Source organism: Streptomyces fragilis (assembly GCF_003112515.1).
GTDB lineage: Bacteria > Actinomycetota > Actinomycetes > Streptomycetales > Streptomycetaceae > Streptomyces > Streptomyces fragilis.
On the sequence record NZ_BEVZ01000004.1, the window covers coordinates 593,710 to 616,683 of the forward strand.

Sequence of the window (22,974 nt, forward strand, 5' to 3'; positions counted from 1 at the left end):
GCGGGACCCTCACCCGGGCACCGCCAGCTCGAACCACACCGTCTTCCCCCGCAGTCCGGGGTGTACACCCCATGCCCTCGCCAGGGAGGTGAGCAGCAGCAGTCCGCGCCCGCTCTCGTCCTCCGGGCGCACCTCCTCGCGCGGCCGCGGCGGGAGGGGATCCTCGTCGCGGACCTCGATCCGCACGGTCCCCGGGCCGCCCTCGACTTCCGGGCCGCCCTCGGCATCCGGAGCGAAGATCCGCAGGTCGATGGGGCCGCCCGGCCCGTGCCGGACGGAGTTGGTGATCAGCTCGGTCACGAGCAGCGCCGCGGTGTCCCGCACGCCGTCGAGCCCCCACGCCTCCAGCCGCCCGACGACCGCCGACCGGGCGGCCGGCACCGCGCGGGGCGACGACGGGAAGGTCCACTCGGCGCGGGGCGTCTTCCGTACGTCGAGCACCTCGACCACCTCTCCCCGGAAGGCCCCGGCCGCCCGCCGGACGATGGATGACATAAGGGCCCATACCCGGGCACAAGGGTGCTTACCATCACGGCCGAAGAGATGTTCGAGAAATGTTCAGCGGACAGGGGGACGGTGTTCCAGGGCCCGGCGCACCGCCGGCACGTCCTGGTCCAGCCAGTCGACGTCCCAGATCTCCTCCGGGGACAGCCAGCGCAGCTCGTCATGGTCCTGCAGCGGCGCGGGCGCCGGGGAGCCCGGTTCCAGCAGGGCCGTCCAGACCCGCAGGACATAGGGCTCGCGCAGCGGCCACTCGCCGGGCACCCGCCCGACGGTCCGCGCGTCGACGCCCAGTTCCTCGCGCAGTTCGCGCACCAGCGCCTGTTCGGGCGTCTCGCCCTTCTCGACCTTGCCGCCGGGCAGCTCCCAGCGGCCCGCCAGCTCGGGCGGCGCGCTGCGGCGCGCGGCCAGCAGCCTGCCCTCGTCGAAGAGGGCCGCCCCGACCACGGTGACACCAACCGTCATGCGCCGGAGCATAAGGGACGCGGGTCAGGCCGCGTCGGACGGGCCGGGGAAGCCGGCCGGACCCGTGGACCCGCCGATCCGCTCGACCCAGTACAGCTGCTTGTGCCCGCGCGAGTCGAGGTTGTCGGCGATCTTCTGTGCCTCCGCGCGCGTGGCGTACTGGCCCACCCGGTAGCGGTTGCCGTTGTCGTCCTGGCGGATGACCTGCCAGGGAAGGGTGATCGTGCCGTCGCTCATCGCGCCTCCCCGCTCGCCGGTCTCGCCGATGAAACCGCTGTACGCATATGCCCGAGCGTACGCCCAACCTTCACGCAGCGAACACGACTTCGGCCAAAGAGGCAGGCAACCGGCCATAACGAGGGGGCGCACGCCCCCCTCCGGCGTGCGCCTGACCTTCACGCTCCCGTGCCGCGGAACGACCCACAGGCCATCAGATCGTCCGGAATCCGACGCCCGCGACAGGCCGCCCACCGCGGCCGGTAAGGGAGTTACCGCACCGGAAGGTGGTAGGAGACCCGGTACCGGTCGGCCGGAATCACCACGTCCGCGGTCTCCACCGGCCGCCCCGAGGCGAAGAACGTCCGGCGGATCACCAGCACCACGTGGCCGGGCACGCCGCCCAGCGCCAGCAGTTCCTCGGCCAGTCCGGGGCGGGCCGACACCTCCTCGGTGACGTTGTCGACCACCACGTCGATCCCGGCCATCCGCTCGACCACGCCCATCCCGCCGAGCGGCCCCTCCTCCGGCAGCATCACGGGGGTCCGCCCGGTGACCTCCAGGGGCTCCCAGGAGGTGGAGAGCATCATCGGCTCCCCGTTCTCGCGAAACACGTAGCGGGTGCGCATCACCCGGTCGCCGGGGGCGATGCGCAGCCGCTCGGCGATCTCCGGCTCCGCCTCGGCCTGCTCGCTGCGGGAGTCCCAGGTGCCGCGGGACCTCTCGTCGGCCTGCTCCTGGCGGAACGGGTTGGCGCCGCCCGCCGGGCGGTAACCGGAGCGGGCGACCGGGCGCGGCACGGGGCGCTCACGCACGTAGGTACCGGAGCCCGAACGGCCCTCGACCAGCCCTTCGGCCATCAGCACCTTGCGGGCCTCCAGGGCGACCGTGTCGGAGACCCCGTACTCCTCGCGGATCCGGGCCTGCGAGGGGAGGCGGGTGTGCGGCGCGAGCGAACCGTCGACGATCTTCTTCCGGAGATCACCCGCGACGCGCAGGTACGCCGGCTGCTCACCGAATGTCACTGGCCGCTCCGCTTCGCTCGGGCTGTACAGGCAGCCACAGACTGGCAACCGTGGGTAGCTGCACGCAAGCAAGGGCCAGTGTTTCACCCGAAGTGATGAACCACGGTTGACCAGGCTCTGGAGGGGCAAATCCTGCCCAGCGCGGGACCCGTTCAGTCCGCCGTCCGCGGTGTGCCCCGGCGTGCTCCGGTACGCCCGGCGCGCCTCCGGACGGGCCGCGGACGCCGGAGCGCCAGGGCCGGTCACCTCACGGAGCGGAACCGGGCGGGCCGGTGGGGGCGACCCACCGGCCCGGTGTCCGACGGCCGGTCCTCAGAACAGCTGGGAGCCGTGTTCGGCGGCGAACGGCGCGGCCTCGCCCTCCCAGCGGTGGTCGCGCAGCGCGGCGGAGAACAGACCGAGGTAGCCCGCGACCTCGTTCGACCATTCCTGGTAGACCCACAGTTCCGCCTCCATGTCCCCCAGCGGTACCCGGGCCGGCACGGCGTTGATCTCGCCGGCTGCCTCCAGGTAGGCGAGCTGGTGGCTGCTGCAGGCGTCCCGGTCCTGGCGGAGCCCCGAGGGGAGCTCCAACCCCTCGCCGGCCGCCACGAAGACGCAGACCGCGGAGCGGTCGCCCCGTGACCAGCTCGCCCTCGCCCGGGTAGGACGCGTCCGGCAGGTCGAAGCGCGCGTAGGTCTCGCCGTGGTGAGGGGTGTCGCAGGACGCCTTCTCGTCGTCCGGCACCTCGTGGCCCTCCGGTTCGGCGGTGGCCTCCGCCTCCCCGGACTCGTCGAAGCGGTCACCCACCGCCAGGGTCGTTCGCGCGTCGGCCGGACGGGCGTCCGTCCCGACGACGCCGATCCGCCTTCCGAACTCCCCCCAGCGGGTGGGGCGCGCGCCCGGGGGGAGTCCCCCGTCGCGGCGGTGCCACGGCGGGGCGGGGGAGCGCGGTTCCTAGAGGGCGCCGGCGGGGATGACGGGGCTGGAGTCGGAGTCCGGACGCTCGGAGCTCAGGTCGAGCGCCTTGCGCAGGTCCTCGGCGCCGCCGGTGCCGTCGGTCAGCGCGAAGAGGGCCGCCGACCAGCCGATGCGGAACTCGTCGGCGTTCTTCGCGGTGTCCAGCTTCTCCCACAGGGCGCGGGCGACGTCGACCTCGTCCGCGAGCTGCTCGGCGTCCGGGGCCGCCTCGGCGTCCCACTCGTGGGCCCGCAACGCCTCGGAGACGGCGGAGAGTTCGCCGGCGACCTCGCCCGCCCACTTCTGGTGGGCCGCCAGGTCCTCGTCCACCCCGGTGAACGGCGCACCGGCCAGCGCGGTGTTGAGCCCCGCGACCGGCTCCAGGTAGGCCAGCTGGTCGCCGCCGAGGACCGTTTCGTCCAGGCGCAGCGGCCCGGTCAGCTGCCCCTCCCGCGCGGCGAGAGCGCAGACGACGGAGCGGTCACCGAGCGACCAGGCCGCATCGGACGGGTAGTTGTAGAAGTACTCCGCCTCCGGGGCGAGCTTCCACGCGTCCATGGCGTACCGGGACAGCTGCGCGACGCAGCGCCGGTCGGCCTCGTCGGTCACATCGTCCTTCCCGGGGTAGGCACCGTCGGTGAGGTCGAAGCGCGCGAAGGCCTCACCGTCGTGGGGGACGTCGCACGGCACCTCGTCGATCTGGTCGGCCTGCCCGCCGTCCTCCGCCGGGCCGCCCTCCCAGCCGCCCGGCCGGTCGAAGCAGTCGCCCGGCCGGAGCGTGCCGGTGCCCCACGGAGGCCCTCCTCGAAGCCGCCCTTGAACGCCGTCCATCCTCCGGTGGTGAAGAAGAGCACGGCGAAGAGAGTGCCGATGGTGGAGAGCACGATGCCGGTGACGGCCAGGCCCTTGCCGCGCTGCCCCTTCTTCCTGATCTGGACGAGGGCGATCACGCCGAGGATCACGCCGGCCAGCGGCACGCAGCACAGGAGGCCGAGCACCAGGGCGGTGATCGCCAGGCCGTTGTAGGGCGGCTTCTGGGGAGCGAACCCGCCGAACGGCGCGGGCGCGCCGTACGGGTACGGCCCCGGGCCGTGCGGGTACGGCCCCGCGCCGTGCGGGCCGGCCGGGACCGGCGGTCCGAACCCGCCGGCCCCACCGGGCGGCGCCGGGTAGGGGGTGGGGGCCGGCGGCGCGGGTGCCTGCGGAACACCGCTCGACTCCGGCGGGGCCCACAGGTCCCGCGGGGCCGCAGGCACCTGCGGCGGCGGTCCGGCCGGGGCGGGGTCGGCCGGCGCGGGCGGCTCGACGGCGGCCGGCACGGCGGCCGCCGGTGCGGTCGGCACGGCGTCGGCCGGCGTGGGCGGCTCGACGGGGGAAGGCTGGTCGCCCAAGGTGGCCGGGGGCTTGGTGAAGGAGACCGCCGGAGGCGTCGGAGCGGCGCCGGTTTCCGGACCGTCGGAGTCGGGACTGCCGGGGTGCGGCGGCGGGGTGGGCGGTTCGGTGGCCACTGGGTGGTGCTCCTCGTGCGGGTGTCCGGTATCCGGTGCCGCGTCGGCGCGGCGCCGGGATCGGGGTCGGGCGGGGGTGGGCGTGAGGAGCGCATGTTATTCGAACGGCCTTTCCCCCACTCAGGGCACCCCACGGGCGCCCCATGGCACACCGCGGCACCCCAAAGGCCCCGCCCCCGTCACGACGGACGTGACGGGGGCGGGGCTCAGGGACGCGGCGGGGCGGGGTGACCTCAGAAGGTCAGGCCCCAGCTGTTGATGTAGCCGGTGTCGCCCGCGGCGTTGTCGCTGACCCGCAGCTTCCACGTGCCGTTGGCCACCTCGGAGGAGGCGTTCACCGTGTAGGTGGTGTTGATGTTGTCCGTGGAGGTGCCGGTGCCGTACGCCTTCAGCGTGTAGGCCGAGCCGTCGGGGGCGATCAGCTGGACCTGGAGGTCACCGATGTAGGTGTGGACGATGTTGACCGGCACCTGCAGGGTGGCCGGCGCGTTGCCGGTGACGCCGCTGACGGTGATCGAGGACTCGACGGTCTTGTTGTCGCCGATCGCGTAGTCCGTGGTGTTGCTGAAGGACGTGCCGGGCGGCGGGGTCGTGCCGCCCGCGCCGACGTACAGCAGGCGGTTGGGCGAACCGGTGCCCGGGCTGGTGACCTTGCCGGAGACCGAGTTGGCGATCAGCGCGGAGGCGACCGTCGCCGGCGAGGCCGAGGTGTTGTCGGCCAGGTAGAGGGCCGCGGCGCCCGCGACGTGCGGGGTGGCCATCGAGGTGCCGGAGATGGTGTTGGTCGCCGAGTCGCCGGTGTTCCAGGTCGACTTGATGGACGAGCCCGGGGCGAAGATGTCCAGCGCCGAGCCGTAGTTGGAGTAGCTGGCGCGCGCGTCGGTGCTGGTGGTGGCGCCGACGGTGATGGCCTCGCTCACCCGGGCCGGCGACCCGGTCGCGGTGACGGACTCGTTGCCCGCGGCGACCGCGAAGGTCACGCCGGAGGCGATGGCGTTGCGCACCGCGGTGTCCAGGGTGGAGGAGGCGCCGCCGCCCAGGGACATGTTGGCGACGGCCGGCTTGACCGCGTTGGACGCGACCCAGTCGACGCCGTCGATCACGCCGGCGGTGGTGCCCGAACCGCTGTTGTCCAGCACGCGGACGCCGACGATGTTCGCCTTCTTGGCCACCCCGTAGGTGGAGCCCGCGATGGTGCCGGCGACGTGGGTGCCGTGGCCGTTGCCGTCCTGGGCGACGCTGTCGCCGTCGACCGCGTCGTAACCGTTGCGGGCACGGCCGCCGAAGTCGGTGTGCGAGATGCGCACACCGGTGTCGATGACGTACGCGGTGACGCCGGCGCCGGCCGTGTCGTCGTAGGTGTACGAGCTGTTCAGCGGCAGCGCGGTCTGGTCGATGCGGTCCAGGCCCCAGGTGGGGTTGGTCTGCGTCGTCTGGATGGTGAAGGTGCGGTTCTGCTCGACCAGCGCGACGGCCGGGTCGGCGGCCAGCTTGGCGGCCTCGGCCTGGGTGGCCTCGATCGTGTAGCCGTTGACCGCCTTGCGGAAGGTCTTCTCGACCTGGGCGCCGTGCTTCTTGGCGACGTCCTTGCCCTTGGCCGAGCCGGCCTTGGTGTCCGACTTCAGCGTGACGATGTAGCTGCCCTTGACCGCGTTCTCCGCGTTCGCGTAGGCGATCGTGCCGGTGGCCCCGGCCGCCTGGGCGGGAAGCGCGGTGAACAGGCTGCCGGTGAGGGCGGCCGCGGCCAGGGCGCCGGCGCCGGCGAGCATTCTGCTACGGGAGCTCCGCATGACTGCCATCCGAGGATTCCTCCTGCATTGGGGAGCGGTGTCGGGTGGACCGGTCGGGTCCGCCCCGGGGCGTGAGCGCCGACAGGTCCATGCCAATCGCGGCCGCTCGGACCCCGGTGGCCTCCCTGTCGTCAAGCCGAAAGATTGGAGGGTCTACGCGGATTGCACAAGAGGCCCTGTGGCGACACCGGCCGACTTTCGTACGGCCGTAACACCGGTTTCACATAACGGGACGACACAACGCCACCAAACGGCACACACACGCTCGGTAAACGAGACGAGGGTCACACCCCCTCGGTCCCGGGAACGCACCGCCGCGCTTCCGGCATGCGGCGCCATTGGCCTGACCTGGCACGAACCGCTCCCCCGCACCCAGCGGGACGCTTTCCGGACACCGGCGCCCGCGTCCCGCCACGACGGCAGCCCGGCACGCAGAGTCACTTTCACGCCGTCGGCGGGCCGGCCCCGGAACACGCGACTCCCCTTCCCGCTCCTCCTGTTCGCCCCCTCACCCTTGACCCGGATGGTCCAGACCAATAGCTTCCGCGCATGCGTCTGCCTCGAAGACTCTTCTCCGCAGCGGGAGTTGTCGCTCCCGCGCTCGCACTGGTCGTCGGGCTCGCCCCGGCCTCGTCCGCCGCCCCCGGCGACGCGCCCACCACCACCGCCTCGACCCGCTCGCACAACACCCCGCGGCAGGTCGGCTACTTCACCCAGTGGGGCGTCTACGGCCGCGACTACCAGGTCCAGGACGTCGACCTCAGCGGCACGGCCGAGCGGCTGACCCACCTCAACTACGCCTTCGGCAACGTGAGTCCGCAGGGCGAGTGCCTGATGGGCAATGTCCCCGGCGAGGCCGACGCCTGGGCGGACTACGTCCGGCCGCTGGCCGCCGCGGACTCCGTGGACGGCGTGGCCGACACCTGGGACCAGCCGCTGGCGGGCAACTTCCTGCAGCTGAAGAAGCTGAAGGAGAAGCACCCGGGCCTCAAGGTGATGATCTCGCTGGGCGGTTGGTCCTGGTCGACCCACTTCTCCGACGCGGCCCGCACCGAGGCCTCGCGCAAGCGCTTCGTGTCCTCCTGCGTCGACCTGTACCTGAAGGGCAACCTGCCCGCGGACAGCGGCCGTGGCGGCCCGGGTTCGGCGGCCGGGGTCTTCGACGGCATCGACCTCGACTGGGAGTGGCCCGGCTCCTCCGGCGACACCGACACCGTCTTCCGTCCGGAGGACCGGAGGAACTTCACCAAGCTGGTCGCGGAGTTCCGCCGGCAGCTCGACGCGCTCGGCCGGCGGCAGGACCGGCACTACGAGCTGTCCGCGTTCGTGCCCACCGCCGAGGCCAAGATCGACGCCGGCTTCGACGTGCCGAAGATCATGCGGGACCTGGACTTCGTGACCCTGCAGGGCTACGACTTCCACGTCAGCGGCGAGCCGGTGACCGCGCAGCAGTCCGCCCTGTTCGCGGCCGGCGACTACAGCGTCCACGGCACCGTCGAGGCCTGGCGCGAGCGCGGGGCCCCGCTGCGCAAGCTCGTGGTGGGCGTCCCCTTCTACGGCCAGGGCTGGACCGGCGTGACCGGCGGCGGCGACGGCCTCGGGCAGCCGGCCGCGGGCCCGGCGCCCGCCCTGTGGGCGAACGGGTACGCCGACTACGAGGAGCTCAAGGCGCTGGCCGGATCGGGCGGCTTCACCGTCCACCGGAACCGGGCCGGCGGCCACGCCTGGATCTTCGACGGCACCACGCTGTGGACCTACGACGATCCGCAGGTGCTGGCCCGCAAGGCCACGTACGTGAAGTCCCGCGGGCTCGGCGGGGCGATGATCTGGTCGCTCGACGGGGACACCCCGGACGGGGAGCTGATCAAGGCCCTGGACGCCGGTCTGAACGGCTGACCCCTCCCGGCGCCCGGCCGGGTGCCGCCCGCGTCCGCGCCCGCCCGACGGGGCGGGCGCGGGCGGCCCCGTCCCCCTCCGCATCGTTCCGTCCGGACGGGCGGCGGGCGACCACAACCCTCCGCCCCGGGGCCCACGCGGAACGTCTCCCCCCGCTCACGGGCCGGTCACGGACCCGGCACGCCGTGTCCGGTCCGATACCGAAGCGCAACCGGCCGTGCCGCACGTTCCCCCGCTCCCCCGCGTCACAGTGGCGCAAGGGCACTCCGCAGGCGTCCGAGGGCGCCGCGACATCCCAGGGGGGAACGGGAGATGAGCATCCCGCACACGACAGGAACCGCCACCGCGCCGACCGGCCCGCGCCGGCTGCGCGCCCTGCTCGCGGGCGCGGCGGCCGCGGGGCTGCTGCTCACCGGCTGTTCGGCGGGCGGCGACAGCGCCGGCAGCGGCACGGCGCAGGACAAGTCCGTGCAGGAGGGCGCGCCCGCCCCCTCCGCCGCGCCCTCGCGGGGCGACGACGACCGGGGCGGCGACCGGCTGTCCACCTTCGCTCTGGACGTGGACACCGCCTCCTACGGCTACGCCCGCCGCGCCCTGGCGGACGGCAGGCTGCCCGAGCCGTCCACGGTGCGGGCGGAGGAGTTCGTCAACAGCTTCCGGCAGGACTACCGCAGGCCCGAGGGCGACGGCTTCTCGGTGAGCCTGGACGGGGCGCGGGCCGGGGAGGCGGGGTGGGCGCTGATGCGGGTGGGCCTGGCCACGAGGCCCGAGCCGGGCGCCGGTGACGGCGACCGGGCGCCGGCCGCGCTCACCTTCGTCGTGGACGTCTCCGGCTCGATGGCCGACGAGGACCGCCTCGGCCTGGTCCAGGAAGGGCTGCGCACGATGGCCGGGCGGCTGCGCGACGAGGACTCCGTCGCGCTGGTCGCCTTCAGCGACGAGGCCGAGACCCTCCTGCCGATGACCCGTGTCGGCGGCCACCGCGGTGAGGTCCGCGACGCCGTCGACCGGCTGGAGGCACTGTCCTCCACCAACCTGGCCGCGGGCGTGCGGGCCGGGTACACGGCGGCGCTGGACGGGCTGCGCGACGGCGCCACCAACCGGGTGGTGCTGATGTCGGACGCCCTGGCCAACACGGGGGAGACGGACGCCGACGCCATTCTCCGGGAGGTGGCGCACGCCCGCGCGGACCACGGGATCACCCTCTTCGGCGTGGGGGTGGGCAGCGAGTACGGGGACGACCTGATGGAGCGGCTCACCAACCGGGGCGACGGCCACACCGTCTACGTCTCCTCCACCGAGGAGGCGGAGCGGGTCTTCTCCGAGGACCTGCCCCGCAACGTGGACCTGGTGGCGCGGGACGCCAAGGCGCAGGTGGCCTTCAACCCGCGGACGGTGGCCGAGCACCGGCTGATCGGCTACGAGAACCGGAGGGTGGCCGACGAGGACTTCCGTGACGACCGGGTCGACGGGGGCGAGGTCGGCCCCGGGCACACGGTCACCGCGCTCTACGCGGTGCGGCTGAAGAAGGGCGAGGAGGGGCGCCTGGCCACGGCGACGGTGCGGTGGCTGGACCCGGAGACGAAGGAGGCGCGGGAGGCCTCGCGGTCGCTGGGGACCGGCGCGCTGCACGACTCGGTCCGCCAGGCGTCGGCGCGGTTCCAGGTCACGGCGGTGGCGGCGCACTTCGCGGCGGCGCTGCGGGAGAGCGGGTTCGGGCCCGCGACGCCGGAGCTGTCGAGCCTCGCGGAGCACGCGGACGCACTGGCGGAGCGCACGGAGGACCCGCAGGTGCGGGAGCTCGCCGAGGCACTCCACCAGGCGGTCGCCCTCCGCGGCGGGGAGTGACGGCAGGGGGCCGGGGCCGGGCGTCACCCACCCCCGGCCTCCGCCTCCCGCCGTCCCCGCGCCCCGCCGGCTCCGCCTCCCTTGGCCCTGCGACCCGCCGGCTCCGCCGACCCCGCGCCCCCGGCCCCGCACCCCCGCAGGCCCCGCACCCTGGCCCAACACCCCGCCGGCCCCACGAGTCCCGCGTCCCCGGCCCCGCACCCCGTCGGCCCCACGGGTCCTACGTTCCCGACCCCGCACTCCGTCGGCCCCGCGGGCCCCACGCCCCCGGGGCAACACCCCGCAGGCCCCGCGGGCCCGGGGTAACACCCCGCCGGCCCCGCGCCCCGGCTGCCCCGCATCGCGCGGCGCCCGCGCACCGGTGCCGTCGGCGCCCCGACGCCCCGTCACTCCCCCGGGCCGCGGGACCATTCGTACGGCGTCGTCGTGGTGACCCGGAGGAATCCGTAGCGCTCGAGAATGGGGCGGCTGTACTCGGTGGAGTCGCTGTGGACCAGCCGCTTGCCGCGCGCGATCGCGGACCGGGCCCGCGCGGCGGTGAGGGCGCGGTAGACGCCCCGGCCGCGCCACTCCTCGCGGGTGCAGCCGCCCCAGATCCCGGCGAACTCCGTGCCGTCCACCGGCTCGAGCCGGCCGGCGCTCACCACCCGGCCGTCCTCCGCCTCGGCGACCCACAGCTCCAGGTCCTCACCGGAGGCCAGCCGCCGCAGCTGCTCGTCGGCGTCGCGGGCGCCCCCGTCGGCGGTGTGGCCGAACACCTCGGCCTGCATGCGGCACATGGCGCGGACGTCCGCCTCCGCGGTCACCTGCCGCAGCGTCACGCCCGGCGGCAGCGGGACCTCCACCGCGAGCGCCCGGGCGTCGCCGACCATCACCGACTCGGGGTCCTCGGGGACGAACCCGTGCTCCAGAAGCGCCTCGTGCAGACCGGGCGCGTGGTCGTGGCCGCGGGTCTTCCACTCGGCGCGGACCACCGAGGCGTCCGCCCGGAAGTGCTCCACCGCCGCGGCGACCAGCCGGCGCACCTCCGCGGCGTCGGGGCTGCCGAGGTCCTGGTAGGTGACGAAGCCGCGGCCGCCCTCGTAGCGGGCGAGGTGGAGCGGGCCCAGCCGGGTCACGGCGAGGGCGCTGGAGGTCTCCGCGTCGGTGCGCAGTTGGGTGTCGTAGGCCCGCAGGAGGGCGGTGGCGTGGTCCATGGGGCCGAACTCTGGGCCCCCGTCCTCCCGCGGGCAACCGAATATCAGGGCCGCATCGACCGGTTGGGCCACCAGACCCGCGCCCCGAGGTCGCGCGCCAGCGACGGCACCAGCAGCGAACGCACCACCAGGGTGTCCAGCAGCACGCCGAACGCGACGATGAAGGCGATGAACGCCATGAAGGCCAGCGGGATCACGGTGAGCGCCGCGAAGGTCGCGGCCAGCACCACGCCCGCGGAGGTGATCACCCCGCCGGTGGCGGCGAGCCCGGTGCGGATGCCCTCCCGGGTGCCGTGCCGCAGGGTCTCCTCGCGGACCCGGGTCATCAGGAAGATGTTGTAGTCGACGCCCAGCGCCACCAGGAACACGAACCCGTACAGCGGCACCGAGGCGTCGGTGCCGGTGAAGCCGAAGCCGTAGCGGAAGAGCAGCGCGGTCACGCCGAGGGTGGCCAGGTAGTTGAGGCCCACCGTGAGGACCAGCAGGACCGGCAGGAGCAGGCCCCGCAGCAGCACGACGAGGATCACCAGGATGATCGCGAGCACCACCGGCACGATCAGCGCGCGGTCCCGCGCGGCGGTGGCCTGGGTGTCGTACTGCTGGGCGGTGTAGCCGCCGACCAGGGCGTCCGCGCCCTCCACCGCGTGCACGGCGTCGCGCAGCCGGGGGATGGTCTCCTTGGCGGCGTCGCTGTCCGCGGCCGCCTCCAGCGTGGCGTCGATCCGCACCTCGCCGTCGACCACCAGCGGCTTCCCGCGCCCGGGGCCCTCCGCGGAGACCGGTACGGCGCGGCTGACGCCCTCGGTCGCGGCGGCCGCCCGGGTGACCTCCCCGACCCGGTCGGCGCGGGCGACGATCACGGCGGGGTTGCCGGAGCCGGCCGGGAAGTGCTGCCCCAGCGCCCGCTGTCCGGTCACGGACGGGGCGTCGTTGACGAAGATCTCGTCCAGCGGCGTCCCCTTGGCGGCGAGCAGCGGGGAGAAGGCGGCGCAGACGGCCAGGCCGATCAGGGCGGTGATCCAGATCCGGCGCGGCCTGCGGTCCACCAGGTCGGCGACGCGGTGCCACAGGCCGTGCTCGCGGCGGTCCTTCGCCTTGGCCGAGGCGGGGCGGGTGGGCCAGTAGGCGGCGTTGCCCAGCAGCACCAGGACGGCGGGCAGGAAGGTGAGCGCGGCGGCCATCGCGCAGACGACGCCGATCGCGCCGACCGGGCCGAGCGCGCGGTTGTTGGACAGGTCGCTGACCATCAGGGCCAGCAGGCCCAGGGCGACCGTGAGGCCGCTGGCGGTGACCGCGCCGGCGGTCTGCCGCAGGGCGGTGCGCATCGCGGCGTACTTCTCGTGGCCCAGGGCGAGTTCCTCGCGGAAGCGGGCGGTGAGCAGCAGGGCGTAGTCGGTCGCCGCGCCGATCACCAGGATGAAGAGGATGCCCTGCACCTGCCCGTCGACGGAGACCACGTCCCGCCGGGCCAGCGCGTAGACGACGGCGCAGGCGAGGGAGAGCGCGAACACCGAGGTGATGATGACGACCAGCGGCAGCAGGACGCTCCGGTAGACGACCAGCAGGATGAGCAGCACCACGCAGAGCGCCACCAGGAGCAGGATGCCGTCGATCCCGGCGAAGGCCTCGGAGAGGTCGGCGCGGGTGGCGGCCGGCCCGGTGACGTAGGCGTTCATGCCGTCCACGCGGGCCGCGTCGGAGCGGATGGAGTCGACGGCGGCCTTGGACTCCTCCTCGTCGGCCGACTCCAGCGGCAGCACGGCGGACAGGGCCCGCCCGTCCTCGGAGGGGATCAGCTGTCCGGCGCCGGGGGTGTCGGCCTTCACGCCGGGTGTCCTGGCGGCCTCGGCGAGGGCCTCACCGGCCGCCTGGCGCTGGGCGGCGGTGACGCGTCCCTCCTCGGTCACCCAGACGACGATGGCGGGCACCGTCCGGTCGCTCTCGAACTTCCGCTGCTCCTCGGCGACCTCGGTCGACTCCGCGCTCTCGGGCAGGAACGAGGCCTGGTCGTTGGTGGCGACGCCGCTGAGCTTCCCGGCGTACGGGCCGAGGACGCCTCCCGCCAGCACCCAGACGACCACCACGAGCAGGACCGGGACGAGCCGCCGCCACCGGCGGGTTGCTTGCATGGACTGTCTCCTCCGCCGCACCGTCAGGTCTTGCCGCCCTCTGCGGAGCCTACGGTTCCCGGGGGCCGGTGCCCCGCCCGGCGCGCCCCATCCCCACGCGACCGGGCGTGCCGCGCTTCGGCGCCGGCGCGGAGGCCCCCGCCGTCAGGGTCCGGGTGCCGGGCCAATGCCCTCGGTCCGGCAGGACCCCCTGAACACCCGTTCGGTGAAACGTCGTCACCTGGGTAGACGGCCGTCGACGGGCGGCCGGACGGCGGCCCTGCGCGCGACGGCGAGGGGGAGGACGGCATGACCACCACACCCGGTGAACGGATTCCAGCGACGGGCCGCCGTCGCCGCTTCGACCTGCACTCGACGGCGATGCAGTTCGGCCTGCTCGCGGTGCTGGTGCTGATGCTGGGCCTGGTGGCCCGGGTGGCCGCGGGGGCGATCGGCCGCCGGCCCGGGTGGATCGCCGTGCTGGCCCTGCTGGCGGTCTTCGCCTTCCTCGCCGTGCGGCGACGACGACGCCGCCGCTCGGTCGCCCAGCTGGCCCGCACCACCGCCGACGCGCTCGACCGCGCCACCGGGACGGCGATGGACGAGCTGGAGACCGAGCCCGCGCCGGCCACCGACCTGCCGGCCTCCGCCCCCGAGCCGACGGTCGCGCTGCCCCCGCTGCCCGACTACGACGCCATGGACGCCGACGAGTTCGAGCAGGCGGTGGCGGAGCTGTGCGAGCGGGACGGCTGCACCGGCGTCGAGGTGGTCGGCGGGGCGGGCGACCTGGGTGCGGACGTCCTCGCCGTCACCCCGGACGGCCGCCGGGTGGTCCTGCAGTGCAAGCGCTACAGCGCCACCAACAAGGTCGGCTCCCAGGACCTCCAGCGCTTCGGCGGCACCTGCTTCACCGTCCACGAGGCGCACGTCGCCGCCCTGGTCACCACCAGCGACTTCACCGCCCCGGCCCTGGAGTACGCCGAGCAGTGCGGCATCCTCTGCGTCGACCGCGAGGCGCTGCTCGCCTGGACGCTGGGCGCCGCCCTGCCGCCCTGGGGCGCACCCGCCCCGGCCTGACCGACCGCCGGGCGCTCGAGGTGGTGCTCAGGTACGGGCCCGCTGTGTCACGGCGATGCAGGCGAGGACCGCCAGGGCGGTCAGCGGGGCGAGGGGGGAGAGGGGCTCGCCCAGCAGCCAGACCGCCCAGCCGATCGTCAGGAGCGGCTGGGCGAGCTGGAGCTGGCTCGCGCGCGGCACCCCGACGACGGCCATCCCCCGGTACCAGACCACGAAGCCCCCGAACTGCGAGACGGCGGCGATGTACGCCATCCCGGCCAGTGCCCGGCCGCTCGGGTGCACCGGTTCGGCGGGCAGGGCGAGCGCGGTGACCAGCGCCGAGACGGGCAGCGCGGCCACCACGCCCCAGCCGATGACCTGCCAGCCCGGCATGTGCCCGGCCAGGCGTCCGCCCTGCGCGTACCCGGCGGCGCAGACGAGCAGGGCGGCGAAGAGGTAGAGGTCCCCCAGGGCCGGCCGGCCGCCGCTGTGGTGGAGGGTGAACGCCAGCACGGCGAGCGCCCCCGTCCCGGCCGCAGCCCAGAACGCGCGGGAGGGCCGCCGGCCGGTCAGGGCGGAGGAGAACACGGCGGTGGCCAGCGGCAGCAGGCCGACGACCACGGCGGAGTGGGCGGTGGTGGACACCCGCAGCGCCAGCGTGGTCAGCAGGGGGAAACCGACGACGCAACCGCCGGCCACGGTGAGCAGGGCGGGCCAGTGCGCGCGGGCGGGCACGGGCACCCGGGCCAGGCGCAGGCAGAGCGCGGCGAGCAGCCCGGCGAGCAGGCCGCGGACACCGGTGGCGGTCCAGGGGCCGAAGCCCTCCAGGGCCCACACGGTGGCCGGGAAGCTCAGCGAGAAGGAGACCACGCCGAGGGCGGCGGGGAGAGTACCGCTGCGGAAGTCCGGTGCGGTCACCGCAGTAGCGCTATCGTGTGCTGTCATGAATGACGGTAGCAGTGTCGACCGGCTGGCCGCGATCCTCCGCAGGGAGCTGGAGCACCGCCCGCCGGGGCACAAGCTCCCCTCCAGCCGGGAACTGACCGACCGCCACCAGGTGAGTCCGGTGACGGTGTCGCGCGCGGTCGCCGTCCTGGCCGACGAGGGACTGGTCGTGGCCCGTCCGGGCGCCGGTGTCTTCCGGGCCGCCGCGCCGCCCGCCGCCGCGGCCACCGGCGACCTGTCCTGGCAGGAGGTCGCCCTGAGCGCCGACCCCCCGCGCACCGCGCTGGACGTGGGAGCGCGCGCCGCGGACGCCTCCGGCATCCTCACCACCCTCTCCGCGCCGCCGCCCGAGGTGGTCGACCTCAGCGGCGGCTACCCGCACGCCGCGCTGCAGCCGGAGCGCGCCCTCGCGGCCGCCCTCGCCCGGGCGGGCCGGCGTCCGGGCACCTGGTCGCGCCCTCCGGTGGAGGGCCTGCCGGAGCTGCGCGAATGGTTCGCCCGCGATGTCGGCGGCCCCGGCGGAGCGCTGACCGCGGGCGACGTGCTGATCACCGCCGGCGGGCAGAGCGCGCTGACCACCGCGCTGCGCGCGCTGACCGCCCCGGGCTCGCCGGTGCTGGTGGAGTCCCCCACCTACCCGGGCACGCTCGCCGTGGCCCGGGCCGCCGGTCTGCGTCCGGTGCCGGTCCCGGTGGACGCGGACGGCATCCGCACCGACCTGCTGACCGAGGCCTTCACCGCCACCCGGGCCCGCCTGCTGGTCTGTCAGCCCCTCTTCCAGAACCCCACCGGCGCGGTGCTCTCCCCCGCGCGCCGGCAGGAGGTGCTGGCCGTCGCCCGCCGGGCGGGCGCCTTCGTGGTGGAGGACGACTTCGCGCGCCGTCTGGTCCACGCGGACGCCCCGGCGCCGCCGCGGCCACTGGCCGCCGACGACCCGGACGGTGTGGTCGTGCACATCCGCTCGCTCACCAAGGCCTCGGCGCCGAGCCTGCGCGTGGGCGCCCTCACCGCGCGTGGCCCCGCGCTGGAGCGGCTGCGCGCGGTGCACGCGGTCGACAGCCTCTTCGTGCCGCGCCCGCTGCAGGAGACCGCCCTCGAACTGGTCTGCTCCCCCGCCTGGTCACGCCACCTGCGGACGCTCGCCGCGGCCCTGCGCGACCGCCGCACCACCCTGCTGGCCGCCCTGGCCTCCGCGCTGCCCGGCCTGCTGCCGCCGCGCCCGCCGCACGGCGGCTACCACCTCTGGCTGCGCCTGCCCGGCGGCCTCGACGAGCGGGACGTCACCGCCGCCGCCCTGCGCCGCGGCGTGGCCGTCACCCCCGGCGCCCCGTACTTCCCCGCCGGGCCGGCCGCGGCCCACCTCCGCCTCAGCTACGTCGGCACACCCGGCGCCGCGCAGTTGGAGGAGGGCGTCCAGCGGCTGGCGCAGGCGCTCGGGGGCGGGACCACCGCCTGAGGACCGCACGGCCCGGGACCACACGGCCCGCGGACCGCGCACCCCGAGGACCGCGCACCCCGAGGACCGCGCGGGCTGGACGCCGCGCGACCTGGCGATCGCGCGCCGGACCGCAACGCTTACGTGATCAAAATGACTGCACACCAACAACGGTGATCACCTACGCTGCCCTGCGGCCCGTCCCCGTGGGGACACGCGCCTCATCCGTCACACCCGTGCACCACACCCCAGGGGGGGTTCCCGTGGAACGCCTTTTCGCGCTCCGGCAGTTCCTGATCATGATCGTCGGCCTGGTCGGCGGCGTCTGCCTGATCGGCTTCAGCATCATCCGCATGGACACGCAGCTCACCGGCACGCCCGGCCGGTTCACGGCCCAGCTCTGCGAGAGCGAGACGACCCGGCGCGGCGGCGTCAACTGGTCGTGCACCGGATCGTTCGTGGCCGACGACAAGTCGTTCACCCTCGAGTCCGCCGAGATGGACACCACCTTCGACTCCGAGCCCACCGCCCCGGTGGCGGCCAAGGCGGAGGGCCCGGACGCCACCACCGTCGTGGCCGACGACCCGAAGAAGTGGGCGATCCCCGGCGGCACCGGCGTGATCATCTTCGGCTTCGGCGCCTTCATGCTCCGCGGCCGCCTGCGCGACCGCAAGGAGAGCCGGGCCGCCGCGGCGGTCTGACGCCCCGGCGGCCCGCGGCGGACCGAGCCGCCGGCTCCGGCACCCGAAGGCGCCCCGTGCGGCCCGTCCGCACGGGGCGCCTTCGCGCGTTCCGGCGGCCGCCGTCGCGGATCCACGACACCGCCGCCGCACCCCCACGGCGGCGGCCACCGTTCCGCGCACGCGCAAGCTTGACCAAATCCTGATAAGGACAGCCTTTCCTAACCCGCCTCCACGTGCCTAGACTCCGCTGCGGCCCGGACGGTCACGCCCGCGCCCCCAGGCCCACCCCGCGTGAATCGAGGCATCATGTCCGTCAGCACTCGCCCCCTTCTTCTCGGCGCCGGCACCGCGCTGGCCGCCGTCGTGGCCCTGTCGGGCTGCACCCAGAAGGCCGCGAGCGAGGACGACGCCCTCCGGGTGACGGCCACCGACTCGGCCTGCGAGGTCTCCGCGAAGGACTTCCCCGCCGGCCACGTCACCCTCAATGTGGAGAACAAGGGGTCCAAGGTCACCGAGGTGTACCTCCTCTTCCCCGACGACCGGATCGTGGCCGAGCGCGAGAACATAGGCCCCGGCACCAAGGCGTCCCTGGTCGCCGAGGTGAAGGCCGGCGACTACCAGATCGCCTGCAAGCCCGGCATGAAGGGCGACGGCATCCGCCAGAAGGTCGAGGCCACCGGCAAGGGCAAGGCCCCCGCGCGCAGCGCCGAGGCGGACGCCGCGGTCGCCTCCTTCCGCTCGTACGTGCTGGCCCAGGCCGAGCAGACGCTGCCCCGGGCCCAGGCGTTCGCCGACGCGGTGAAGGCCGGCGACGTCGAGAAGGCCAAGGAGCTCTACGCCCCGTCCCGCATCGGCTGGGAGCGCACCGAGCCCGTCGCGGAGTCCTTCGGCGACATCGACCCCAAGGTCGACGTCCGTGAGGACGGCCTCGAGGAGGGCCAGGACCCGGCGAAGGACTGGACCGGCTGGCACCGCCTGGAGAAGGCCCTCTGGGACGAGGGGAAGATCGGCGACCGCGAGAAGGAGCTCGCCGACCAGCTGATGAAGGACCTCGAGGACTGGGTGCAGCGCGTCGGCACGGCCGAGATCACCCCGACCTCCATGGCCAACGGCGCCAAGGAACTCCTCGACGAGGTCGCCACCGGCAAGGTCACCGGCGAGGAGGAGCGCTACTCCCACACCGACCTGGTCGACTTCAAGGCCAACCTCGAGGGCGCCGCCAAGTCCTACGAACTGCTCAAGCCGGTCGCCGGGAAGAACGACCCCGAGCTGGTCAAGACGCTCGACGAGCGGTTCGCCGCGCTGACCGAGCTGCTGGACGAGTACCGCACGGACAAGGGCGAGGAGCCGGACTCCTACACCTACGTCTCGTACGACAAGGTCGGCAAGGCGGACCGCAAGGAGCTCTCCGACGGCGTGAACGCCCTGGCCGAGCCGCTGTCCAAGCTGTCCGCCGCCGTCGCGAAGTAACCGCCCGGCCCCTCCCGCCCGCACGACCGTCAGGAAGAAGCGAGACATGTCCGAGAAGCCGCACGGCGACGCCGCACCCTCGCGTCGCGCGGTGCTCGGCTGGGGCGGCGCCGGGCTCGCGCTCGGCGCCGCCGCGGTGGGGGGCACCGTGGCCGTCGCCGGCGCCGGGGAGGACGGCCCCTCCTCGTCCGACGGCGTCGTTCCCTTCCACGGCCGGCACCAGGCGGGCATCGCCACGCCCGTCCAGGACCGGCTGCACTTCGCCGCCTTCGACGTGCGGACGAAGGACCGCGCCGAGCTGGTGCGGATGCTGAAGGAGTGGACGCGGGCGGCCGAGCGGATGACGGCCGGCCGCGCCGTGGGCGAGGGCGCCTACGGCGGCATACCGGAGGCGCCGCCGGACGACACCGGTGAGGCCCTCGGGCTGCCGGCGTCCCGGCTGACCCTGACCATCGGTTTCGGCCCGTCCCTCTTCGACGACCGCTTCGGCCTGGCCGGCCGGCGCCCCGACGCGCTGGAGGACCTGCCGAAGTTCCCCGGCGACAACCTGGACCCGGCGCGCAGCGGTGGCGACCTGTGCGTGCAGGCCTGCGCCGACGACCCGCAGGTGGCGGTGCACGCCATCCGCAACCTGACCCGGATCGGCTTCGGCACGGTCGCGATCCGCTGGTCCCAGCTCGGTTTCGGCAAGACCTCCTCCACCACGCCCGAGGCGCAGACCCCGCGCAACCTGTTCGGTTTCAAGGACGGCACCCGCAACATCTCCGGCACCGACACCGCCTCGCTGGACCAGCACGTCTGGGCGGGCGGAGGGAACGCCGGCTGGATGGCGGGCGGTTCCTACCTGGTGGCCCGCCGCATTCGCATGAACGTCGAGACCTGGGACCGCACCTCCCTGCAGGAGCAGGAGGACGTCTTCGGCCGCGACAAGCGGCGGGGCGCGGCGGTCGGCAGGAGCGGGGAGCACGACGAGCCGTTCCTGAAGGCGATGAAGCCGGACTCCCACGTGCGCCTCGCGCACCCGGACTCCAACGGCGGCGCGGCGATGCTGCGGCGCGGCTACTCCTTCACCGACGGCACCGACGGCCTCGGCCGCCTGGACGCGGGCCTGTTCTTCCTGGCCTACCAGAGCGACCCGCGGACCGGGTTCGTCCCCGTCCAGAGGGCCCTGGCGCGTTCCGACGCGCTCAACGAGTACATCCAGCACGTGGGCTCGGCACTGTTCGCCGTCCCCCCGGGCGTCCGCGACGAGGACGACTGGTGGGGCCGGGCGCTGTTCACCTGACGCACCGCACGGCCCCGCTGCTCGACCCCTGTCCGTCCCCGCTCGGAGAAAGGAACCGGCGTGTTCGCCAACTACCTGATCGGCCTGCGTGAAGGGCTGGAGGCGAGCCTCGTCGTCTGCATCCTGATCGCCTACCTGGTCAAGACCGGCAACCGGGACCGGCTCGTGCCCGTCTGGGCGGGCGTCGGCGTCGCCGTGGCGCTCTCCCTCGCCTTCGGCGCGGCGCTCCAGTTCGGCTCCTCCACCCTGACCTTCCAGGCGCAGGAGGCCCTCGGCGGCACCCTGTCCATCGTGGCCGTCGGCCTGGTCACCTGGATGGTGTTCTGGATGCGGCGCACCGCCCGTCATCTGGCGCGCGAACTGCACGGCAAGCTCGACGCCGCGCTCGCCCTGGGCACCGGCGCCCTGGTGGTCACCTCCTTCCTCGCCGTCGGCCGGGAGGGGCTGGAGACCTCGCTGTTCATCTGGACCGCCGTCCAGGCCAGCGGCGACGGCGTCCGTCCGCTGGTCGGCGCCCTGCTGGGCCTGGCCACCGCGGTGGCGCTGGGCTGGCTGTTCTACCAGGGCACGCTGCGGATCAACCTGTCGAAGTTCTTCCGCTGGACCGGCGCGATGCTGGTCGTCGTCGCGGCCGGCGTCCTCGCCTACGGCGTCCACGACCTCCAGGAGGCCGACTTCCTGCCGGGCCTGGGCGACCGCGCCTTCGACATCAGCGCGACCGTCCCGCCGGAGTCCTGGTACGGCACCCTCCTCAAGGGCGTCTTCAACTTCCAGCCCGACCCGACCGTCCTGCAGCTCGCCGTCTGGCTGCTCTACCTGGTGCCCGCGATGGTGCTCTTCCTGGCCCCGGAACGCCGCCGCCCCGCCGCGGCGGCCGTCGCCGGGACCACGGCGGCGACCGGCTCCACGACGGCGACCGGCCCCACGACGGCGACCGGCCCCACGACGGCGACCGGCTCCACGACGGCCACCGGTTCCACAACGGCCGACCGCGGCTGACCCCCGTAGCGCGCACGCCGGACGGCCCCGCCCGCTGCACGCGGACGGGGCCGTTCGCCTGTGGCGACGCGGGACGCGGGATGTGCCGGGTCAGAACGTCAGCTTCCAGCTGTCGATGTAGCCGGTGTCCTGGGCGGCCACGTCCTGGACCCGCAGGCGCCAGCTGCCGTTGGCCGTCTCGGTGGAGGCGTTCACGGTGTAGGTGGCGATCACGTTGTCCGCGGAGTCGGAGCCGCTGGAGCTCTTCAGCCGGTAGGCCGTGCCGTCCGGGGCGAGCAGGTCGACGACCAGGTCGCCGCGCCAGGTGTGCTTGATGTCGACGCCCACCTGCAGCGTCGAGGGCGCGTTGCCGGTGCGGCCGGTGACCGCGATGGTCGAGGTGACCGCGGCGCCGCCGTCCGGGATGGCGACGTCCGCGGTGTTCTCGAAGGTGGTGCCCGGCGGCGGCGTGGCCTGCGTGCCCAGGGTCCAGACCGCGTGCGCGAGGGCGTCGGTGTTGCGGTCCAGGGCGGTGTCGTTGATGTTCGTGGTGCTGTCGCAGGAGGAGTGGTAGCAGCGGTCGAAGGCCTGACCGGCCGTCCCGCCCCACTTGGTGGCCTGCGCCGAGGTCTTCACGCTGCTGGCGCCGGTGAAGAGACCGCCGACGGGTATCCCCGCGGACTTGAACGGGGCGTGGTCGGAGCGGCCGTCGCCCTCGGTCTCGATCTCCGTGGGGACACCGATGCCCGCGTACCAGTCCTTGAAGACCTTCTCCAGTGCCGCGTTGTCGTCGTAGACGAAGTAGCCCGGGTTCGGGGAGGCGATCATGTCCAGGTTGAGGTACCCGGCGATGCGCGAACGGTCGGTGCTGGTCAGGCTGTTGACGTAGTACTTGGAGCCGACCATGCCCAGCTCCTCGGCGCCCCACCAGGCGAACCGCAGGTGCTTGGTCGGCTGGAGCTGGGCCCGCGACACGGCGAGCGCGGTCTCCAGCACGCCCGCGGAGCCGGAGCCGTTGTCGTTGATGCCCGCGCCGCTGGAGACCGAGTCGAGGTGCGCCCCGGCCATCAGGACCTGGCTCGTGTCGCCGCCGGGCCAGTCGGCGATCAGGTTGTACCCGGTGGCGCCGGAGGAGGTGAACTGCTGCACGGTGGTGGTGAACCCGGCGGCGTCCAGCTTGGCCTTCACGTAGTCGACGGAGGCCTTGTAGCCGGCGCGGCCGTGCGCGCGGTTGCCGCCGTTGGCGGTGGCGATCGACTGGAACTGGGTCAGGTGCGCCTTGACGTTCGCCAGCGGGATGTCGGGGGCGGCGAGCGCGGCGGCCTGCGCGGCCGCGGCGGGAGCGGGGGCCGCGGGGGCGCCCGCCGTGCTGCCGTAGGAGGCGGGGGTGACGGCGAGCAGCGCTCCCACCGCCACGGCGGCGACGGTCGCGGTGCGTCTGCGGAACGATCGGGGCGGGCCGGCCTGGTAGCTCGTCATGAGGGCCGCTCTTTCTCGTCGGTGGATCCGGAGGGTGTCCGGAACGGGGGCTCAGGGCCGGGTGGGCCCTGTGCGGCCCGATGCTCACCGAGTTGTCAGTGTTCCGTCAATACTGGTTCCGGACGGGCTCACGTCGCTCCCCGGCCACAC

20 protein-coding genes are annotated in these 22,974 nt (G+C 74.3%); 8 read left to right on the plus strand and 12 right to left on the minus strand.

Annotated features, from left to right (window positions below; translation table 11 throughout):
• Positions 1-9: 9 nt before the first annotated feature.
• The 8 genes from Sfr03f_RS15900 to Sfr03f_RS15935 form a co-directional block, all read right to left on the minus strand.
• Positions 10-495, minus strand: coding sequence for an ATP-binding protein (locus tag Sfr03f_RS15900; protein WP_108954547.1), 486 nt, complete (start codon positions 493-495; stop codon positions 10-12).
• 63 nt (positions 496-558) lie between these two features.
• Positions 559-966 carry a (deoxy)nucleoside triphosphate pyrophosphohydrolase gene (locus Sfr03f_RS15905; RefSeq protein WP_108955011.1) on the minus strand — a complete coding sequence of 136 codons (408 nt, stop codon included), beginning with the start codon at positions 964-966 and terminating at the stop codon, positions 559-561.
• A gap of 24 nt (positions 967-990) precedes the next feature.
• Positions 991-1,203: an SPOR domain-containing protein gene (locus tag Sfr03f_RS15910; protein WP_108954548.1), complete on the minus strand. Its 213-nt coding sequence runs from the start codon at positions 1,201-1,203 to the stop codon at positions 991-993.
• A gap of 251 nt (positions 1,204-1,454) precedes the next feature.
• Positions 1,455-2,207, minus strand: a complete 753-nt coding sequence (locus tag Sfr03f_RS15915) for a GntR family transcriptional regulator (RefSeq protein WP_108954549.1) — start codon at positions 2,205-2,207, stop codon at positions 1,455-1,457.
• A 312-nt stretch (positions 2,208-2,519) separates the two neighbouring features.
• Complete coding sequence (locus tag Sfr03f_RS15920) at positions 2,520-2,780, minus strand: hypothetical protein (protein ID WP_159105653.1); 261 nt, start codon at positions 2,778-2,780, stop codon at positions 2,520-2,522.
• Positions 2,781-3,144: 364 nt separating this feature from the next.
• Positions 3,145-3,837, minus strand: a complete 693-nt coding sequence (locus tag Sfr03f_RS15925; RefSeq protein ID WP_159105654.1) for a septum formation family protein — start codon at positions 3,835-3,837, stop codon at positions 3,145-3,147.
• Positions 3,753-4,655: a DUF4190 domain-containing protein gene (locus tag Sfr03f_RS15930; protein ID WP_108954552.1), complete on the minus strand. Its 903-nt coding sequence runs from the start codon at positions 4,653-4,655 to the stop codon at positions 3,753-3,755. The genes Sfr03f_RS15925 and Sfr03f_RS15930 overlap by 85 nt, the downstream gene beginning before the upstream one ends.
• Before the next feature lie 233 nt (positions 4,656-4,888).
• Complete coding sequence (locus Sfr03f_RS15935) at positions 4,889-6,454, minus strand: S8 family peptidase (RefSeq protein WP_108954553.1); 1,566 nt, start codon at positions 6,452-6,454, stop codon at positions 4,889-4,891.
• Positions 6,455-6,994: 540 nt separating this feature from the next.
• Between Sfr03f_RS15935 and Sfr03f_RS15940 the strand changes: the two genes are divergently transcribed.
• Positions 6,995-8,341, plus strand: a complete 1,347-nt coding sequence (locus Sfr03f_RS15940; RefSeq protein WP_174721593.1) for a glycoside hydrolase family 18 protein — start codon at positions 6,995-6,997, stop codon at positions 8,339-8,341.
• Positions 8,342-8,653: 312 nt separating this feature from the next.
• On the plus strand, positions 8,654-10,189 hold the full coding sequence (locus Sfr03f_RS15945) for a vWA domain-containing protein (RefSeq protein WP_108954554.1): 1,536 nt from the start codon (positions 8,654-8,656) through the stop codon (positions 10,187-10,189).
• 386 nt (positions 10,190-10,575) lie between these two features.
• On the opposite strand, the gene Sfr03f_RS15950 is transcribed toward Sfr03f_RS15945, so the two are convergent.
• Both Sfr03f_RS15950 and Sfr03f_RS15955 read right to left on the minus strand, forming a co-directional pair.
• Positions 10,576-11,385, minus strand: a complete 810-nt coding sequence (locus tag Sfr03f_RS15950) for a GNAT family N-acetyltransferase (protein ID WP_108954555.1) — start codon at positions 11,383-11,385, stop codon at positions 10,576-10,578.
• A gap of 44 nt (positions 11,386-11,429) precedes the next feature.
• Positions 11,430-13,514, minus strand: a complete 2,085-nt coding sequence (locus Sfr03f_RS15955; protein WP_108954556.1) for an MMPL family transporter — start codon at positions 13,512-13,514, stop codon at positions 11,430-11,432.
• Between the two features lie 288 nt (positions 13,515-13,802).
• Here Sfr03f_RS15955 and Sfr03f_RS15960 point away from each other — a divergent pair, with 288 nt between their 5' ends.
• Positions 13,803-14,570, plus strand: coding sequence for a restriction endonuclease (locus tag Sfr03f_RS15960; protein WP_108954557.1), 768 nt, complete (start codon positions 13,803-13,805; stop codon positions 14,568-14,570).
• A 27-nt stretch (positions 14,571-14,597) separates the two neighbouring features.
• Here the strand turns inward: Sfr03f_RS15960 and Sfr03f_RS15965 are convergent, their stop codons facing one another.
• Positions 14,598-15,494: a DMT family transporter gene (locus Sfr03f_RS15965; protein ID WP_108954558.1), complete on the minus strand. Its 897-nt coding sequence runs from the start codon at positions 15,492-15,494 to the stop codon at positions 14,598-14,600.
• Between Sfr03f_RS15965 and Sfr03f_RS15970 the strand changes: the two genes are divergently transcribed.
• From Sfr03f_RS15970 to efeU, 5 genes are all read left to right on the plus strand, one after another.
• A complete protein-coding gene (locus tag Sfr03f_RS15970) occupies positions 15,493-16,950 on the plus strand; it encodes an aminotransferase-like domain-containing protein (protein WP_108954559.1) in 1,458 nt (485 codons plus the stop codon). The genes Sfr03f_RS15965 and Sfr03f_RS15970 overlap by 2 nt on opposite strands.
• 242 nt (positions 16,951-17,192) lie before the next feature.
• Complete coding sequence (locus Sfr03f_RS15975) at positions 17,193-17,630, plus strand: hypothetical protein (protein WP_108954560.1); 438 nt, start codon at positions 17,193-17,195, stop codon at positions 17,628-17,630.
• A gap of 288 nt (positions 17,631-17,918) precedes the next feature.
• Positions 17,919-19,082, plus strand: a complete 1,164-nt coding sequence (efeO, locus tag Sfr03f_RS15980; RefSeq protein ID WP_108954561.1) for an iron uptake system protein EfeO — start codon at positions 17,919-17,921, stop codon at positions 19,080-19,082.
• Between the two features lie 46 nt (positions 19,083-19,128).
• Positions 19,129-20,367 (plus strand): iron uptake transporter deferrochelatase/peroxidase subunit, encoded by a 1,239-nt coding sequence (gene efeB, locus Sfr03f_RS15985; RefSeq protein ID WP_108954562.1) that lies wholly within the window; start codon positions 19,129-19,131, stop codon positions 20,365-20,367.
• 60 nt (positions 20,368-20,427) lie between these two features.
• A complete protein-coding gene (gene efeU, locus Sfr03f_RS15990) occupies positions 20,428-21,366 on the plus strand; it encodes an iron uptake transporter permease EfeU (RefSeq protein ID WP_108954563.1) in 939 nt (312 codons plus the stop codon).
• A gap of 90 nt (positions 21,367-21,456) precedes the next feature.
• On the opposite strand, the gene Sfr03f_RS15995 is transcribed toward efeU, so the two are convergent.
• The gene (locus Sfr03f_RS15995; RefSeq protein ID WP_108954564.1) at positions 21,457-22,824 is read right to left on the minus strand and encodes a M28 family metallopeptidase; all 1,368 of its coding nucleotides are present in this window, start codon (positions 22,822-22,824) and stop codon (positions 21,457-21,459) included.
• Positions 22,825-22,974 lie beyond the last annotated feature (150 nt).

Excerpts from the sequence above, each read along its gene's own strand:
- Sfr03f_RS15940 (WP_174721593.1), top strand. The coding sequence starts at position 6,995 with ATGCGTCTGCCTCGAAGACTCTTCTCCGCAGCGGGAGTTGTCGCTCCC.
- Sfr03f_RS15905 (WP_108955011.1), bottom strand. The coding sequence starts at position 966 with ATGACGGTTGGTGTCACCGTGGTCGGGGCGGCCCTCTTCGACGAGGGC.
- Sfr03f_RS15970 (WP_108954559.1), top strand. The coding sequence starts at position 15,493 with ATGAATGACGGTAGCAGTGTCGACCGGCTGGCCGCGATCCTCCGCAGG.
- Sfr03f_RS15995 (WP_108954564.1), bottom strand. The coding sequence starts at position 22,824 with ATGACGAGCTACCAGGCCGGCCCGCCCCGATCGTTCCGCAGACGCACC.
- Sfr03f_RS15945 (WP_108954554.1), top strand. The coding sequence starts at position 8,654 with ATGAGCATCCCGCACACGACAGGAACCGCCACCGCGCCGACCGGCCCG.
- Sfr03f_RS15935 (WP_108954553.1), bottom strand. The coding sequence starts at position 6,454 with ATGGCAGTCATGCGGAGCTCCCGTAGCAGAATGCTCGCCGGCGCCGGC.
- Sfr03f_RS15910 (WP_108954548.1), bottom strand. The coding sequence starts at position 1,203 with ATGAGCGACGGCACGATCACCCTTCCCTGGCAGGTCATCCGCCAGGAC.
- Sfr03f_RS15950 (WP_108954555.1), bottom strand. The coding sequence starts at position 11,385 with ATGGACCACGCCACCGCCCTCCTGCGGGCCTACGACACCCAACTGCGC.
- Sfr03f_RS15900 (WP_108954547.1), bottom strand. The coding sequence starts at position 495 with ATGTCATCCATCGTCCGGCGGGCGGCCGGGGCCTTCCGGGGAGAGGTG.
- efeO (WP_108954561.1), top strand. The coding sequence starts at position 17,919 with ATGTCCGTCAGCACTCGCCCCCTTCTTCTCGGCGCCGGCACCGCGCTG.
- Sfr03f_RS15955 (WP_108954556.1), bottom strand. The coding sequence starts at position 13,514 with ATGCAAGCAACCCGCCGGTGGCGGCGGCTCGTCCCGGTCCTGCTCGTG.
- Sfr03f_RS15965 (WP_108954558.1), bottom strand. The coding sequence starts at position 15,494 with ATGACAGCACACGATAGCGCTACTGCGGTGACCGCACCGGACTTCCGC.
- efeB (WP_108954562.1), top strand. The coding sequence starts at position 19,129 with ATGTCCGAGAAGCCGCACGGCGACGCCGCACCCTCGCGTCGCGCGGTG.
- Sfr03f_RS15960 (WP_108954557.1), top strand. The coding sequence starts at position 13,803 with ATGACCACCACACCCGGTGAACGGATTCCAGCGACGGGCCGCCGTCGC.